The following is a 413-nucleotide window of genomic DNA, read 5'->3' as shown; positions in this document are numbered from 1 at the left end:
CTATTTGTTTTTGGCAGCCTTCTTTTATACTTTCTTGTAGGAGCTCCTGGTTTTTCTTGACTTTGAATATATAATCAGCCTTTTTCTCAATTACTTTCTTGGCTATATTCTTTTGGCATCCAAGAGCATCTACGGTTATGATACTCCCCTTGATATCAAGCTCATCCAACAGGACCGGTATTTCCACGATTTCATTCTTCTTCTCCCCGACGGATACCTGACCGATACTTATTCCCAACTCCGTGACAAATGCGCTGATTACATGCAGTTTGGACTCTTTGCCGGTCGACTTGCCAACGGAAGAGGCTCCTTTCTCGGTCTTTCCATCTACTGCTATTACCGGACGCTCGGGACGTTTTATCTTGTTCATAAAGGAACGAAATGTAGCCTCTAAATTCTTTACATCTATCAAA

Annotated in this window: 1 protein-coding gene; it reads right to left on the bottom strand. The window is 41.9% G+C overall.

The features are described from left to right. A partial coding sequence (locus DW103_RS18005; protein WP_199653064.1) for an ISAs1 family transposase occupies nucleotides 1–370 on the bottom strand: 370 nt, incomplete at its 3' end. Nucleotides 371–413 lie beyond the last annotated feature (43 nt).

The organism is Parabacteroides sp. AM08-6 (genome assembly GCF_003473295.1).
Lineage (GTDB): Bacteria > Bacteroidota > Bacteroidia > Bacteroidales > Tannerellaceae > Parabacteroides.
Note: the sequence above shows the minus strand (reverse complement) of the source record. Positions and strands in the feature narration are given on the sequence as shown.